The organism is Pseudomonas sp. MH9.2, from assembly GCF_034353875.1.
Taxonomy (GTDB): domain Bacteria; phylum Pseudomonadota; class Gammaproteobacteria; order Pseudomonadales; family Pseudomonadaceae; genus Aquipseudomonas.
On record NZ_CP133784.1, the window covers coordinates 820,984 to 836,912 of the forward strand.

Sequence of the window (15,929 nt, forward strand, 5' to 3'; positions counted from 1 at the left end):
GCTGGGCTCCTTAGTGTTGGATCAAGTCACGAACGTCGACGAATCGACCGTTGACCGCCGCCGCTGCCGCCATGGCAGGGCTGACCAGGTGAGTACGGCCACCGGCGCCTTGACGGCCTTCGAAGTTACGGTTGGATGTGGACGCGCAATGCTCGCCGGACTCCAAACGGTCCGGGTTCATCGCCAGGCACATCGAGCAGCCCGGTTCACGCCATTCAAAACCGGCCTCGATGAAAATCTTGTCCAGCCCTTCTTTTTCCGCCTGCGCCTTCACCAGACCCGAGCCTGGCACCACGATGGCCTGTTTGACGGTGGAAGCAACTTTGCGGCCTTTGGCGATCTCTGCCGCAGCACGCAAGTCTTCGATCCGCGAGTTGGTGCAGGAGCCGATAAACACACGATCCAGCTGAATGTCAGTGATCGCCTGATTGGCATGCAAGCCCATGTACTTCAACGCGCGCTCGATAGAACCCCGCTTGACCAGATCGGTTTCTTTGGCCGGGTCAGGCACGTTTTGATCGACGGCCAACACCATTTCCGGTGAAGTGCCCCAACTGACTTGCGGCTTGATCTGAGCGGCATCGAGCTTGATCACGGTATCGAAGGTGGCGTCGGCATCGGACACCAGGTCCTTCCAGGCTTCGACAGCCAAGTCCCACTCCGCACCTTTAGGGGCAAACGGACGACCCTTCACGTAAGCGACCGTTTTTTCATCAGTCGCCACCAGGCCCACGCGAGCGCCGGCTTCGATGGACATGTTGCAGATGGTCATACGCCCTTCGACGGACAGGTCGCGAATCGCGCTGCCTGCGAACTCGATAGCATGACCATTGCCGCCCGCCGTACCGATCTTGCCGATAACAGCAAGAACGATGTCTTTGGCCGTGACGCCAAACGGCAATGTGCCTTCGACCGACACCAACATGTTTTTCATTTTCTGGGCGACCAGGCACTGCGTAGCGAGCACATGCTCGACCTCGGAAGTGCCGATGCCATGGGCCAACGCGCCAAACGCACCGTGAGTCGAGGTGTGCGAATCGCCGCAGACCACGGTCATACCCGGCAACGTAGCGCCTTGCTCAGGGCCAATGACGTGAACGATGCCCTGACGTGGGTCATTCATCTTGAATTCGGTAATGCCATATTCATCGCAGTTGTCGTCAAGGGTCTGCACCTGCAGACGAGACACTTGATCGACGATGGCCTCAATCCCGCCTTTACGCTCCGGTGTCGTCGGCACGTTATGGTCTGGAGTGGCAATGTTGGCATCGATCCGCCATGGCTTGCGCCCGGCCAGACGCAGACCCTCGAAGGCTTGCGGCGAGGTCACTTCGTGAATGATGTGACGGTCGATATAAATCAGCGCCGAACCATCGTCGCGCTGTTTGACCAAATGCGAATCCCAGAGCTTGTCGTAGAGCGTTTTGCCGGCCATCAGACGTTTCCTCATCAGCTTGTTTCTATGCCGGTTATCGATGACGTGGCTCAATAACCCTTTGGCTTGTGAGGAAGATCCTATGGGGTATGATTAAATAACTCAAATTCATATTTTTTATGCTTTGGATAACCAATTGGAATCCTAAAATGGATCTAGCCAATCTCAACGCGTTTATTGCCATTGCCGAGACAGGAGGCTTCTCAGCGGCAGGGGAACGCTTGCATCTGACCCAGCCAGCGATCAGTAAACGAATTGCCGGTCTGGAGCAGCAACTCAAGGTTCGGCTGTTCGACCGACTGGGTCGTGAAGTCAGCCTGACCGAGGCTGGCCGGGCACTGCTGCCCAGAGCCTATCAAATCCTTAGCGTGCTGGACGACACTCGCCGCGCATTGACTAACCTCAGCGGCGAGATCAGCGGACGCCTGACCCTGGCAACCAGCCACCACATCGGCCTGCATCGCCTGCCTCCCTTATTGCGCGAGTTCACACGGCGATACCCCGAGGTCGCGCTGGACATCCAGTTTCTCGACTCGGAAGTGGCCTACGATGAAATCCTCCATGGGCGCGCCGAACTGGCGGTGATCACCCTCGCTCCGCAACCGCATACGCTGGTCAAGGCGGTAGTGGTCTGGGACGACCCACTGGATTTCGTCGCAGCCCCAGAACATCCCTTGGCCAACAGCGGCGCTGTAAGCCTGATGGATATAGCGCGCTATCCAGCGGTGTTTCCCGGAGAAAATACATTCACCCATCACATCGTCAGCCGCCTGTGCGAAGCTCAAGGCCTGAAACCGAACATCGCCATGAGCACCAACTATATGGAGACCATCAAAATGATGGTCTCCATTGGCCTGGCCTGGAGCGTCTTGCCACGCACCATGCTTGATGATCAAGTAGCGCGCATCCCTTTGCCGGGCATTCAGCTCACTCGCCAGCTAGGCTACATTGTGCACACTGAAAGGACACTCTCCAATGCCGCACGAGCATTCATGGCATTACTGGATGCGCAAATAACGTAGTCTCCGAGCATAAAAGCGCTTAAAACAATCAACGTCTTTGCCCACTTTCTCAAGGCTTGTTGACCGATGCCCAAAACAGCTGACGGCCTCCTACTCCCGGCGTTTCACCAGGTCACCGACTCCAGCGAGTCGGAAAAACGCTTTGAGACTCTGTATAACCTCAGTCCCAATGTAGTCCTTCTGACCCGGCTGGAAGACGGCCTTATCTGTGAGGCCAATCGACATTTCGAAAGCCTGCTGGGCTGGCCAATCAAAGATATTCTGGGCCGTACCAGCGTGGAAATCGGGCTGTGGGCTGTTCCGGCACAACGTCAACAGGTTCACGACATGGTCAAGGGCGAACCCAAACCCGTTACCCTTGAGGTGCAATTGCACGCCAGCAATGGCCGGGTTCACGATGGCACGCTCTGCGCACAGAAGATCGTGCTGGATAACTGCGCCTATCTTCTCAGCACTTTTCTGGACAACACCGAACACAAGCGTGCCGAACTGGCCCTCAAAGAAAGTCAGGAGCGTCTGGACCTGGCACTGGATTCGGCGCAACTGGGCACGTGGGACTGGCACATCCCCACCGGCATGTTGTATGGGTCAGCCCGAGCCGCGCAGTTGCACGGCCTGGCACCGGAGCCTTTTCACGAATCATTCGATGCTTTTTTCGAGGGTGTGCCCGGCAAAGACCGAGACCACATGCGTCAGGCCTATCGCAGCCTGCGCGAAGGTCCGGCGGGCAATTATCAGATCACCTACCGCATTCAGCTGGAGAACGGCACTTCGCGCTTTCTCGAAAGCCGCGCCCGGCTCTACCGTGATGCAAACGGCGAACCGCTGCGCATGGCCGGTACGTTGCTGGACATCAGCGACCAGGTCGAGCGCGAGCAACGCCTGAGCAGTTCAGAGGAGAAGTTCGCCAGCCTGTTTCAAGCCAGCCCTGACCCGGTATGTGTCACCCATTTCGAGACCGGCCAATTCGTCGAGATCAACCCCAGTTTCACCCAGACATTTGGCTGGAAAGCCGATGAAATCATCGGCCTGAACGTTACGGATATCAGTTTTTGGGCGGACCCGTTAAAACGCCAGCAACGCAACAAGCAAATCATCCGCGACAAGGGCCTGGACAACCTTGAGGTGCTGCTGAAGAACAAGGAAGGCGAACTGCTGACCTGCGTCATCTCCAGCCGCTTGATCGTGGTCGACGAACAACCGTGCATTGTTACCACCCTGCGCGACATCACCCAACAGCAACGTGCCGAAGCGGCGCTCAAGGCCAGCGAAGAGAAGTTTGCCAAAGCGTTCCACTCCAGCCCCGACGCCATCACCATCACCGAGCGCGATTCGGGTCGCTACCTTGAGGTCAACGACGGTTTCTGCCGGTTGACCGGCTACAGCTCCGAAGAGGTGATAGGACGCACTGCCTACGACGTGGGCATCTGGGCTGAACCGGCGCAGCGCAGCCTGATAATCAGTGATTTACAGGACCAAGGCCGCGTCCATCACCGGGAAATGCTGGCACGCAATAAAAATGGAGACATGCTGACGGTTGATGTGTCAGTGGAGCCCATCACCCTGAATGAAACGCCGTGCCTGCTGATGACTGCCCGCGACATCAGCCAATTGAAGAACGCTCAGGCGCAGATTCAGCACCTGGCCTACCACGACCCGCTGACCGACCTGCCCAATCGCGCGTTGCTGATGGATCGTCTAAGCCAGCAGATTGCCCTGCTCAAACGTCATAACCTGCGGGGCGCGCTATTGTTTCTCGACCTCGACCACTTCAAGCACATCAACGACTCTCTCGGTCACCCGGTCGGCGACAGCGTGTTGAAGGTCATCACCGCACGCCTGGAAGCCAGCGTGCGCACCGAGGATACGGTGGCGCGTCTGGGCGGCGATGAATTCGTGGTCCTGATCACCGGACTGGAAGGCACGCGGGCCGAAGTCACCCATCAGGTACGCGGCCTGGCTGACACCCTGCGTGAGTTACTGGCAGAGCCGATGTTCCTCGACGGTCAACGTCTGCAGGTGACACCGAGCATTGGCGTGGCCTTGATCCCCGATCATGGGTCAACCCCGGCTGACCTGCTCAAGCGTGCGGACATTGCCTTGTACCGGGCCAAGGATTCTGGGCGCAACACCACACAACTGTTCCACAGCACCATGCAGAAAGCCGCCAGTGAGCGCCTGAGTCTGGAAAACGATTTACGCCTGGCCCTGCCCCGCGGCGAGTTCAGCTTACACTACCAGCCTCAGGTGGACGCACGAGACAGCCGCATCGTCGGTGCCGAAGCGTTGCTGCGCTGGCAGCGTCCGCAATTGGGCGCGATGGCACCGAGTCACTTCATTCAGGTGCTGGAAGAAAGCGGAATGATTCTGGAAGTCGGTAGCTGGATTCTTGATGAAGCGTGCAAGGCAGGCGGACAGCTATTAAGGGAAGCGTTGATCGACGCGGATGATTTCAGCATGTGCGTCAACATCAGTCCCCGGCAGTTTCGCCAGAATGACTTCGTCGAGCGCGTCGAACGTAGCCTGCGCGTTCATCGCCTACCCAGCCGGCTTCTCAAGCTGGAGATCACCGAAGGCATCGTAATCCAGAACCTGGACGACACCATCGCCAAAATGCGTCGCTTGAAGAAAATGGGCGTCAGCTTCGCGATGGATGATTTTGGCACGGGTTACTCGTCGCTGACCTATCTCAAGCGCTTGCCGGTGGACGCGCTCAAAATCGATCAATCGTTCGTGCGCGATGCAACCACTGACCCCAACGACGCCGAAATCATCCGCGCCATCGTGGCCATGGCCCAGAGTCTGAACCTGGCAGTGATCGCCGAGGGCGTGGAAAAACCGGAACAACTGAGGTTTCTCGAACAATTGGGTTGCCATTTATATCAAGGGTATTTGTTCAGCGAGGCGCTGCCGCTGGAGGGGTTTATGGGGATGCTGAGTCAGGAACAAGAGCCATGAGTTTGGCCGCCATAAGCCCATAAACAAGAAAGGCGCCGATCAGGGCGCCTTTCTTGAGCCAGAATGATTTCAAGCCGCCTCGCTGTGAACAAATCCAATCAACTGTCCGATCCGCTCGCAATCGGTCTCACGCCGCAGGGTGTTAAACAGCGTTGTCGCCTCGGGATAGCTTTTGGTCAGCAGCGCCAGCCATTGCTTCAAACGGCCGGGGGCCTGAATCGGGGTCATTTTGTTCAACGCCTGTTGCCAGAAGTCTTGCAGGAAGGGCTGCAGTTGCGTCCAGGTCATCTCGATCACGTCTTCGCCCGCCTCGGCAGCCGCAATTTGCCGGGCCAGATCAGGGCGCGCGACCAACCCGCGACCGATCATGATGTCTCGGGCGCCACATATTTCCCGGCAGCGTCGCCAGTCGTCAACGGTCCAGATTTCGCCGTTGGCAACGACCGGGACCTTGACCACTTCCTGGATACGCGCGATCCATTCCCAGTGCGCTGGCGGTTTGTAGCCATCGACCTTGGTCCGAGCATGGACCACAATCTGCTCCGCACCACCATCGGCCAGTGCCCGGGCGCAATCGAGAGCGCCCTCCGGGCTTTCATAACCCAGACGCATTTTCGCCGTCACCGGGATATGCGCAGGCACAGCGCGCCGTACATGGTTGACGATGCTGTGCAGCAACTCCGGCTCTTTGAGCAGGATCGCGCCGCCACGGGAACGATTGACGGTCTTGGCCGGACAACCGAAGTTCAGGTCCAGCACGGGGGCACCCAGCTCACAGGCATAGGCTGCGTTTTCGGCCAGGCACACAGGATCGGAACCCAGCAATTGCAGGCGTAAGGGCACACCCGCATCGGTCTTCGCCCCCTGGTGCAACTCCGAGGCGTATTTGTAGAAGTAGTGGGCCGGCATCAGGCGCTCGGACACACGAATGAATTCGGTCACACACCAATCGATGCCGCCAACCTGAGTCAGCACATCGCGCAGGATGTCGTCGACCAACCCCTCCATGGGCGCCAAGGCAATTTGCATGGGTCACACTCGAAAAAAAGTCCGGCAGTTTACGGGGCGTCCACTGGATTGGAAACGCTTATACGCCGTTTGGCGTCAGGCTTGCGGGTTGACCAGCGCCGGACCATAGCCTTCGATGAACTCGGCAGGCATACGTTTGGGTTTACCGCTGGACAGTTCGATGCAGACGAAGGTGGTTTGCGCGCGCAGTAACGTCAGACCGTCACTTGGCCGCTTGAGCTGAAAACGGCGGGTCATCTTCAGGCGTTGATCCCAATCGACGATCCAGGTTGCCAATTGCAGCTCGTCGTCCTCGTAGGCGCTGGCCAGGTAGTCGATTTCATGCCGGACCACCGCCATCGCCCGATCGATTCGACGGTACTCGCTCAAATCCAGGCCAAGCCGTTGTGAATGTCGCCATGCGCAACGCTCCAGCCAAGTCACGTACACCGCATTATTGGCATGACCCAGCCCATCGATGTCTTCAGCCACCACACTCAGGTCAATGACGAATGGCGTTGCCAGATCCCAGCTCATGCTCGCTCCTTGATGTGTGCCCCAACGTGGAGAGCAACTCGCGAGCAGTGTAACGGAAGCTCAGGCAGATTGGCGCTGCGGGTGTGCGCTGCCGGCCAGCAACGCCAACACGCCCTCGATCACCTTCGGATCGGCCAGCACCCGCTGATGTCCGCCCTGCTTGAGGAGCAACAAGCGGCTGTCAAACCAGGCATCGTGGATCCGTTGCGCTTCGTCCACCGGCACCATGAGGTCATCCTCCGCATGCACGATCAAGCCTGGCACATTCAGCTCATAGCGGCTGACATCCAGCGCAGACGCCGCCATGCCCACCTCGCGTTCGAACTGCCTGATGAACGAAGAGCGCGCAACAGGTGGCAATCCAACCCGATGCGCAAAACCACGCAGCACCCCCAATACACGGCGCGGCGCGGCAATGCTCACCAGGGTTTCGCTGCGCAGGCCCATCTGAGTCGCCAGCAGCACGCTGGCGCCGCCCATGGAATGGCCAATTACGGCTTTGAGTGGCGGAAGCTCTGCCGAAGCTTCCAGCAGCGCCCTGGCAAACAACACCACATGAGCTTCATGACCGGGGGACTGTCCATGGACTGGACCGTCAAGCGCCACGACGGTATAACCCGCAGTGACCAAGGCCTCTATCAAACTGGCGAATTGGGTTGGGCGCCCTTCCCAGCCATGCATGAGCAACACCGTAGGACCCGCCCCCCAACGCAAGGCGGAAAGACCGAAGCGCAAGGTCACGCGCTCGGCACGGGCCAGGACTGGCAACTCCCAGTCAGACGGCAATCGATGCTGCGGGGTAGTGAACGCCAGATGCATTTTTGCTGCCACCAACCTGGGTGCCAGCCGACCCAAGGTGCCATTGACTCCGCGAATCCAGCCTAACCTGCTCATCGCTTCTCTCCTGCAAACCCACTGCGTTGCGTTGTGTGTTTTAAATTCTGGCACTGCAAACAGCGTTGATCACAGTACCGCCGACTTTGCGGCCCGGAGCACCCGGTCAGATAATTCGCAAGGGCCTAAAGCGCGCGCCAAGGCCAGACCACCGGTCATCAATGCCATGTCCGCCAGGACCTTGTCGGCGTCCTCAGGGCTGTCCGCCAATTGCGCCACCATCAACTCCACATGCTCGGCCAATACCGCACGAAAACCGTCAGGCAGACGCGACAGCTCACCCACGGTTGATGGCAACGGACAGGCATGCTCCGTAGCGTCCCGATGCTTACGCGACAAATAGAAGGCAGCGACCAGCGCTCGGCGCTCATCGCCAGCCAAGTGCTCGTCAATTTGCGCCATCAGCGCCCTGCGCTGGCCGAGCAATTGACTGAAGGCCTCGAGCATCAAGGCATCCTTACTTTCAAAGTGCGCGTAAAAACCACCCACCGTAAGGCCGGCAGCACCCATCACGTTGCTGACACTCGGCTCAACCGGACCCTGCTGGATCAGAGCAGAGCTGGCGGCCTGAAGAATACGCTCGCGGGTTTGCGCCTTTTTATCGTTCATGCTCGCCTCCAAATATTATGGATATAATATTATCTCCATAATATTTATTGGCAAGCAGATTGTCATGCCGCCGGTCGGCAGGACGAATGCGATACAGCGCAGGAAGGGGTTGACGGAAAATACGGCAGGAGGGGTAAAACGCAGCACAAAAACAAAAGGGCCATTCAATAATTGAATGACCCTTGGTCCCGTAGAACGGGCAATCGTGGCGTCCCCTAGGGGACTCGAACCCCTGTTACCGCCGTGAAAGGGCGGTGTCCTAGGCCACTAGACGAAGGGGACGCAAAACCTTCTATACAACGTGATCAGACTGAGCCTGATCGATTCAAGGCCTGCGTGGCCAAGCCTTGAACTGTACAATTTGGTGGAGCTAAACGGGATCGAACCGTTGACCTCTTGCATGCCATGCAAGCGCTCTCCCAGCTGAGCTATAGCCCCGGATTTTTCGCCTCACGGCGGAGCAATACCTCGCGGCACTGCTTCTTGATACTGGCGTCCCCTAGGGGACTCGAACCCCTGTTACCGCCGTGAAAGGGCGGTGTCCTAGGCCACTAGACGAAGGGGACGCAAAACCTTCTATACAACGTGATCAGACTGAGCCTGATCGATTCAAGGCCTGCGTGGCCAAGCCTTGAATTGTACAATTTGGTGGAGCTAAACGGGATCGAACCGTTGACCTCTTGCATGCCATGCAAGCGCTCTCCCAGCTGAGCTATAGCCCCACGTTGTGGACGGGGCGCATATTAAGCGCGACCTTGGAACCTGTCAAATATATTTTCAACAAATTTCAATATTTTTCGTCGGCATAACAATCACTTACCGTCCAACCCCCGTAAATCCGGGGGCGCAACGGCCACTGTGCGCCCTACTCCAGGCAGACACAATGACCCACAACGCCTGGTGAGCGTGTCAGGCAATGGCGCCCAACAGCTTTTCCCATTCCTTGTTTTCTTTCTTCGATACGCCGCCAAGCAAGTCGATGGCCTGACGCAGACGGAAGCGTGTCAGGTCCGGACCGAGGATTTCCATCGCGTCGAGGACCGAGACCGAGCTGGCCTGCCCCGTGATTGCAGCAAACATCAGCGGCATGGCGTCGCGCAGTTTGAGCTCCAAGTGCTCGACCACAGCCTGAATGCAGCCTGTAATCGGATCTTTTTCCCACTGGCGCAGAGTCTCCAGTTTCCACAGAATCAACTGCATCAACTGCCGGACCTGATCGGGCGACAGTTTTTTGTGTTCGAACAGTTTGGCATCCAGCTGCAAGCCACCGGCGAAGAAGAAACCGGCCAACGGCGCAATCTGACTGAAAGTTTCTACGCGCCCCTGAACGTGAGGAGCGATTTTCATCATGTACTCGGGGTTCAGCGCCCAATTCTGCACACGACGGGCAAACTCTTCGACCGGCAACTCGCGCAGCCATTGGCCGTTGAGCCAGGACAGCTTCTCGATATCGAAAATCGGCCCGCCCAGGGAAACCCGCGACAGGTCGAAATGCTCGACCATTTCTTCCAGCGAGAACTTCTCGCGCTCGTCCGGCATCGACCAGCCCATGCGACCCAGGTAGTTGAGCATGGCTTCAGGCATGAAACCCATACGCTCGTAGAACGTCACCGAAGTCGGGTTCTTGCGCTTGGACAGCTTGCTCTTGTCCGGGTTACGCAGCAGCGGCATGTAGCACAGCTCCGGCTGATCCCAACCGAAATACTCGTACAGCAGGATCAGTTTAGGTGCCGACGGCAGCCACTCTTCGCCGCGCAGGACATGGGTGATACCCATCAGATGGTCGTCGACGACGTTGGCCAGAAAATAGGTCGGCAACCCATCGGTCTTCATCAACACTTGCATGTCCATGCGATCCCACGGGATCTCGACGTCGCCACGCAGCATGTCCGGCACCACGCAAACGCCTTCGCTTGGCACTTTCATGCGGATTACATGCGGTTCGCCAGCGTCCAGTCGACGCTGAACCTCTTCCTTCGACAGCAACAGTGCACGGCCGTCGTAGCGCGGGGTTTCGCCCCGGGCCATCTGTTCGGCACGCATCTGATCGAGCTCTTCCGCGGTGCAGAAGCACGGGAACGCGTAGCCCATCTCGACCAGCTGCTTGGAATACTTCTGGTAAATGTCGCCCCGCTCGCTCTGCCGATACGGGCCGTGAGGACCACCGACATCCGGGCCTTCGCTCCACTCGATTCCCAACCAGCGCAACGCATCGAAAATCTGCTGTTCAGACTCACGTGTCGAGCGCACTTGGTCAGTGTCTTCGATGCGCAGGATGAACTCGCCACCGTGTTGCTTGGCAAAGCAATAATTGAACAATGCGATGTAGGCAGTGCCAACGTGGGGGTCGCCAGTGGGCGATGGCGCGATGCGGGTGCGGACGGTGGTCATGAAAGATCTCGAATAGGTCGAACAAGCGTCGAATCTTAACAGGCGCACCCCCCATGGCTCCAGCGCAGGGGCGTAATCAACGTACGGCCGAGCGCCTGCATACCTCATAGAAGGTAGATACAAGGCATAACGGACTAAATGAATACCCAAACATCACCTGCAGTCATTATTCTGGCGTATGGCTATATGCCAGAATTAAACACTGATAAGTTTGCTTACATTTCAAATAATTTAGAACGCCCATGCCCGCCCAACTTAAACGCCGCGTGTACATCTTCTTCACGATTGCCCTACTGATCGCCCTCGCCTTTTTTGCCCAGTGGTACTTCAAGGGCCGCTTCTATGAAACCACCGACAACGCCTATGTACAGGGCGAAATCACCCGAATTTCCAGCCAGCTCGCCGCGCGCGTCGACGAAGTTCTGGTCCAGGACAACCAGCACGTCGAAAAAGGTCAACTGTTGGTGAAGCTAGATGCCGCTGACTTCCATCTGGCCGTTGACCGGGCGAAGGCCATGCTCGATACCCGTGAAGCCGAGCGGATTCAGGCAAACAGCAAGTTGACCCAGCAAGCCAGCATGATTGCGTCCGCCGAAGCCCAAGTGGCAGCCAGTCAAGCAACCTTCGGACGCACACAAATCGATTTAAACCGCGCAGAGACTTTGCGCAAACCCGGCTACATTTCCGAAGAGCGCGTCACCACCCTGTCTGCCGACAGCCATATCGCACGTTCGCAGGTCACCAAGGCCCAGGCCGAAGTACAAGGCCAGCGGCAACAGGTGGTCGCCCTTTCGGCGGAAATCAAACGCCTCGACGCGCAGATCGCCAATGCCCGCACCGACCTTGCCCAAGCTGAACTCAACCTGCAACGCAGCGAGATTCGTGCGCCACTCAGCGGGATGATAGGCCAACGCGGGGCGCGCAACGGCCAATATGTACAGGTCGGCGCGTACCTGCTGTCTATCGTGCCGGATGAAGACATCTGGATTCAGGCCAACTTCAAGGAAACCCAGATCGGCCATATGGCGCCAGGGCAAGCAGCCGAACTGATTTTCGACGCCTATTCCGACACCCCCATCAACGCCAGGGTGGAAAGCCTGTTCGCCGCCTCCGGTGCGCAATTCAGCCTGCTGCCGCCGGACAACGCCACCGGCAACTTCACCAAGGTGGTACAGCGTATTCCAGTGAAGCTGACCTTTGCCGCCGATAACCCGTTGCACGGCAAAATCCGTCCCGGCATGTCGGTGACAGTCAAGGTCAACATCAAGGCAAACGGCGCTGACAGTGGCCGGTGATCAACTGATCCGCCCCGCTGGCGAGCCAAGCCGACGGGACTGGATCGCGGTCATGAGCGTGATGCTGGGCGCTTTTATGGCGGTGCTGGACATCCAGATCACCAACTCTTCGCTCAAGGACATTCAGGGCGCGCTGTCGGCGACCCTTGAAGAAGGCTCGTGGATTTCCACCTCGTACCTGGTGGCGGAAATTATTATGATTCCGCTCACCGCCTGGCTGGTGCAGTTGCTCTCAGCGCGACGCCTGGCGGTCTGGGTTTCGGGCGGGTTTCTGCTGTCCTCCATGCTCTGCTCCATGGCCTGGAGTCTGGACAGCATGATCGTGTTGCGCGCCTTGCAGGGCTTCACCGGTGGCGCGCTGATCCCGCTGGCGTTCACCATGACCCTGATCAAACTGCCCGAGCATCATCGTGCCAAAGGGATGGCCCTGTTTGCGATGACAGCGACATTCGCGCCCTCGATCGGCCCGACACTGGGCGGCTGGCTGACAGAGAACTATGGCTGGCAGTACATTTTCTACATCAACATACCGCCCGGCCTGCTGATGATCGCCGGCTTGCTCTACGGCCTGGAAAAGAAAGCTTCGCACTGGGAACTGCTGAAAAGCACCGACTACGCGGGCATCGTTACCCTGGGGGTCGGCCTAGGCTGCCTGCAGGTGTTTCTGGAGGAAGGTCATCGCAAGGACTGGCTCGAATCCCACCTGATTGTCAGCCTGGGCAGCATCGCCCTGGTCAGCCTGATCACCTTCGTGATTCTGCAACTGTCCAAACCCGAGCCACTGATCAACCTGCGTATTTTAGGAGAACGCAATTTTGGCCTGTCGAGTATCTCCAGCGTGGGGATGGGTGTGGGCTTGTACGGTTCGATCTATCTGTTGCCGCTGTACCTCGCGCAAATTCAAGGCTACAACGCGCAGCAGATCGGCGAAGTGATCATGTGGATGGGCATTCCTCAGTTGTTTTTGATCCCGCTGGTGCCACAACTGATGAAAGTGATACCGCCGAAGCTCCTGTGCGCCATCGGTTTCGGGCTGTTCGGGTTTGCCAGCTTCGCGTCCGGAGCACTCAACCTGGACTTCGCAGGACCGCAGCTCAATCAGATCCAGATCGTGCGCGCCCTCGGCCAACCGATGATCATGGTTACCATTTCGTTGATCGCCACCGTCTATATCCAGCCGAAGGACGCGGGCTCAGCCTCGAGCCTGTTCAACATCCTGCGAAACCTGGGAGGCGCCGTTGGTATCGCCCTGCTCTCCACCCTGCTTGATGCCAAGACCAAGACCTATTTCGACTATTTGCGCGAAGCCATTGTCCCGAGCAACCCGCAAGTCGCCGAGCGCATGGCCTTGCTCACCGACAAGCTGGGCAACGAACAAGCCGCCTTGGCCAGACTCAGTGAGATCACGCACCAGCAGGCATCCATCATGGCCTACAACGACGCCTTCCATTTCGTCGGTATCGCACTAGGGATAAGCATGATCGCCGTGCTGCTGACCAAAGCGCTGCCTGTTGGCGTCAAGGGCGGGGCGGCGCATTAAAGAGTGTCCGCGCCTGCACTGACCCTTTCGCGAATGAATGGGTCAACATCAAACCGTCAACAACCGCTCACGCAGCTTGCCGATCTCGTCGCGCATCTGTGCCGCAGCCTCGAACTCGAGGTCGCGGGCCAGTTGGTACATTTTCTCTTCCAACTGGCGAATGCGTTTGCCGATCTCGCCCGGCGTGCGCAATTCGGCTTCGTACTTGGCGTTCTCTTCGGCGGCCTTGGCCATGCCTTTGCGCTTCTTGCTGCGCGAACCCGGCACGACGGCGCCCTCCATGATGTCGGCAACGTCCTTGAACACGCCTTTAGGGGTGATGCCGTGTTCCAGGTTGTAGGCAATCTGCTTGTCACGCCGACGGTCGGTTTCGCCAATCGCCCGCTCCATGGAGCCGGTGATACGGTCGGCGTACAAAATCGCCCGTCCATTGAGGTTACGCGCGGCGCGGCCAATGGTCTGAATCAGCGAGCGTTCTGAACGCAGGAAGCCTTCCTTGTCAGCGTCGAGAATCGCCACCAGCGACACCTCAGGCATGTCCAGGCCTTCGCGCAGCAGGTTGATGCCCACGAGTACATCGAACGTACCCAAACGCAGATCGCGGATGATTTCGACCCGTTCCACGGTTTCGATATCCGAATGCAGGTAACGCACCCGAACACCATGGTCGGCCAGGTAATCGGTCAGGTCTTCGGACATGCGCTTGGTCAAGGTGGTCACCAATACCCGTTCCCCCACGGCCACACGCTTGCCGATCTCTGACAGCAGGTCATCGACCTGAGTCAGTGCCGGGCGAATCTCGATCTGCGGGTCGACCAGACCAGTAGGTCGCACCAACTGCTCAATCACTCGACCGGCATGCTCCGCCTCATAGTTGCCGGGGGTGGCCGAGACGAAAATCGTCTGCGGACTGACGCTTTCCCACTCATCGAAGCGCATCGGCCGGTTATCCAGAGCCGACGGCAGACGGAAGCCATACTCGACCAGGGTTTCCTTTCGTGAGCGGTCCCCCTTATACATCGCGCCCACCTGCGGCACGCTGACGTGGGATTCGTCGATCACCAGCAATGCATCGGCCGGCAAGTAGTCATACAACGTCGGCGGCGGCGCACCGGAAGGTCGTCCAGACAGGTAGCGTGAGTAGTTTTCGATACCGTTGCAGTAGCCCAGTTCCAGGATCATCTCCAGATCGAAGCGGGTGCGCTGCTCCAGCCGTTGCGCTTCCACCAGCTTGTTATTGCTGCGCAGGTACTCCAGCCGCTCCTGAAGCTCGACCTTGATCCCTTCCATCGCATCCAGCAGTGTTTCGCGCGGCGTTACGTAGTGACTCTTCGGATAGAACGTAAAGCGTGGCAGTTTGCGAATCACTGCGCCCGTCAGCGGGTCGAAGGCCGAAATGTTCTCGACCTCGTCGTCGAACAGCTCGATGCGGATCGCTTCGAAGTCCGATTCAGCCGGGTGGATGTCGATCACGTCCCCGCGCACGCGAAACGTCGCACGAGCAAAGTCCACGTCGTTGCGAGTGTATTGCAAGTCAGCCAGACGCCGAAGCAGCTCGCGCTGATCGAGTTTGTCACCACGATCGACGTGCAGCACCATCTTCAAATACGTCTCGGGGCTGCCCAAACCGTAGATGCACGACACCGTGGTGACGATGATCGCGTCCTTGCGCTCCAGCAACGCCTTGGTCGCCGACAACCGCATCTGCTCGATGTGGTCATTGATCGAAGCATCCTTCTCGATAAACGTATCCGACGACGGCACGTATGCTTCTGGCTGGTAGTAATCGTAGTAAGAAACGAAATACTCGACTGCGTTGTTCGGAAAGAACGCCTTGAACTCACCATACAACTGCGCTGCCAAGGTTTTGTTCGGCGCCAGCACCAGGGTCGGACGCTGCACTTGCGCGATCACGTTGGCGATGCTGAAGGTCTTGCCCGAACCGGTTACGCCGAGCAATGTCTGGTGCGCCAGCCCGGCCTCGATCCCTTCGACCATCAAGCGAATAGCTTCCGGCTGATCACCGGCCGGCTGGAAACGGGTTACGAGCTCAAACTCAGACATACGCTACCTCTGGGTTCATTCCGGCCTGCAAAACAGCGCTGAAACGAGAAAACCGCGAACGACCGATGCCGCCGGGAAAAGACATGAAGAGACTATAAATGGAGTCAAAGACATCACCTTTCAAGCGACCCATCCTACAAGCCCAAAACAATTGCGGTTGCAATTTGACTAACGGT

Annotated in this window: 10 protein-coding genes, 4 tRNA genes and 1 pseudogene; 4 read left to right on the plus strand and 11 right to left on the minus strand. The window is 58.0% G+C overall.

Features of this window, described 5'->3' with window-relative positions; translation table 11 throughout:
* Window positions 1-10 precede the first annotated feature (10 nt).
* Window positions 11-1,435, minus strand: a complete 1,425-nt coding sequence (gene leuC / locus RHM55_RS03705; RefSeq protein WP_322179568.1) for a 3-isopropylmalate dehydratase large subunit — start codon at window positions 1,433-1,435, stop codon at window positions 11-13.
* Between the two features lie 149 nt (window positions 1,436-1,584).
* On the opposite strand from leuC, the gene RHM55_RS03710 reads away from it, so the two are divergent.
* Window positions 1,585-2,457: a LysR family transcriptional regulator gene (locus RHM55_RS03710; protein ID WP_322179569.1), complete on the plus strand. Its 873-nt coding sequence runs from the start codon at window positions 1,585-1,587 to the stop codon at window positions 2,455-2,457.
* Window positions 2,458-2,586: 129 nt separating this feature from the next.
* Window positions 2,587-5,415: pseudogene (locus tag RHM55_RS03715) on the plus strand (EAL domain-containing protein); the annotation flags it as partial.
* Window positions 5,416-5,484: 69 nt separating this feature from the next.
* Here the strand turns inward: RHM55_RS03715 and RHM55_RS03720 are convergent.
* The 9 genes from RHM55_RS03720 to gltX form a co-directional block, all read right to left on the minus strand.
* Window positions 5,485-6,444 carry a tRNA dihydrouridine synthase gene (locus RHM55_RS03720; RefSeq protein WP_322179570.1) on the minus strand — a complete coding sequence of 320 codons (960 nt, stop codon included), beginning with the start codon at window positions 6,442-6,444 and terminating at the stop codon, window positions 5,485-5,487.
* 75 nt (window positions 6,445-6,519) lie between these two features.
* Window positions 6,520-6,960 carry a thioesterase family protein gene (locus tag RHM55_RS03725; protein ID WP_322179571.1) on the minus strand — a complete coding sequence of 147 codons (441 nt, stop codon included), beginning with the start codon at window positions 6,958-6,960 and terminating at the stop codon, window positions 6,520-6,522.
* 60 nt (window positions 6,961-7,020) lie between these two features.
* A complete protein-coding gene (locus RHM55_RS03730; protein ID WP_322179572.1) occupies window positions 7,021-7,854 on the minus strand; it encodes an alpha/beta fold hydrolase in 834 nt (277 codons plus the stop codon).
* A 69-nt stretch (window positions 7,855-7,923) separates the two neighbouring features.
* Window positions 7,924-8,463, minus strand: coding sequence for a TetR/AcrR family transcriptional regulator (locus RHM55_RS03735; RefSeq protein WP_322179573.1), 540 nt, complete (start codon window positions 8,461-8,463; stop codon window positions 7,924-7,926).
* A 206-nt stretch (window positions 8,464-8,669) separates the two neighbouring features.
* Window positions 8,670-8,745 (minus strand) — tRNA-Glu (locus RHM55_RS03740).
* A gap of 80 nt (window positions 8,746-8,825) precedes the next feature.
* Window positions 8,826-8,901: transfer RNA gene (locus RHM55_RS03745), tRNA-Ala, on the minus strand.
* A gap of 52 nt (window positions 8,902-8,953) precedes the next feature.
* Window positions 8,954-9,029 (minus strand) — tRNA-Glu (locus RHM55_RS03750).
* An 80-nt stretch (window positions 9,030-9,109) separates the two neighbouring features.
* Window positions 9,110-9,185 (minus strand) — tRNA-Ala (locus tag RHM55_RS03755).
* Window positions 9,186-9,372: 187 nt separating this feature from the next.
* Entirely contained in the window at window positions 9,373-10,854 is a 1,482-nt protein-coding gene (gltX, locus tag RHM55_RS03760; protein WP_322179574.1) for a glutamate--tRNA ligase, read from the minus strand.
* Window positions 10,855-11,096: 242 nt separating this feature from the next.
* On the opposite strand from gltX, the gene RHM55_RS03765 reads away from it, so the two are divergent.
* On the plus strand, window positions 11,097-12,149 hold the full coding sequence (locus RHM55_RS03765; protein ID WP_322179575.1) for an HlyD family secretion protein: 1,053 nt from the start codon (window positions 11,097-11,099) through the stop codon (window positions 12,147-12,149).
* Window positions 12,150-12,201: 52 nt separating this feature from the next.
* The gene (locus tag RHM55_RS03770; protein ID WP_322179576.1) at window positions 12,202-13,689 is read left to right on the plus strand and encodes an MDR family MFS transporter; all 1,488 of its coding nucleotides are present in this window, start codon (window positions 12,202-12,204) and stop codon (window positions 13,687-13,689) included.
* Between the two features lie 48 nt (window positions 13,690-13,737).
* On the opposite strand, the gene uvrB is transcribed toward RHM55_RS03770, so the two are convergent.
* Complete coding sequence (gene uvrB, locus RHM55_RS03775; RefSeq protein WP_322179577.1) at window positions 13,738-15,753, minus strand: excinuclease ABC subunit UvrB; 2,016 nt, start codon at window positions 15,751-15,753, stop codon at window positions 13,738-13,740.
* Window positions 15,754-15,929 lie beyond the last annotated feature (176 nt).